This window comes from Enterobacter sp. 940_PEND (assembly GCF_001059415.1).
Taxonomy (GTDB): domain Bacteria; phylum Pseudomonadota; class Gammaproteobacteria; order Enterobacterales; family Enterobacteriaceae; genus Enterobacter; species Enterobacter cloacae_M.
On the sequence record NZ_JUMS01000160.1, the window covers coordinates 1 to 305 of the forward strand.

Sequence of the window (305 nt, forward strand, 5' to 3'; positions counted from 1 at the left end):
GTCGGCGCTAAATCACGCCAGCGCTGGTTGTTTTACGCGTATGACAGGATACGGAGGACGGTTGTGGCGCACGTATTCGGTGAACGCACGTTGTCCACGCTGGAGCGTCTTCTGGGCCTGCTGTCGGCCTTTGAGGTCGTGGTATGGATGACGGATGGCTGGCCGCTTTATGAATCACGCCTGAAGGGAGAACTGCACGTTATCAGCAAGCGATATACGCAGCGCATTGAGCGGCATAACCTGAATCTGAGGCAACATCTGGCAAGGCTGGGCAGGAAGTCACTGTCGTTCTCAAAATCGGTGGA

Annotated in this window: 1 protein-coding gene; it reads left to right on the forward strand. The window is 55.7% G+C overall.

The genetic code is table 11. The features are described from left to right. Positions 1–305 (forward strand): IS1 family transposase (locus ADJ24_RS21915; protein WP_048703739.1); only part of this gene is annotated, 305 nt, incomplete at both ends.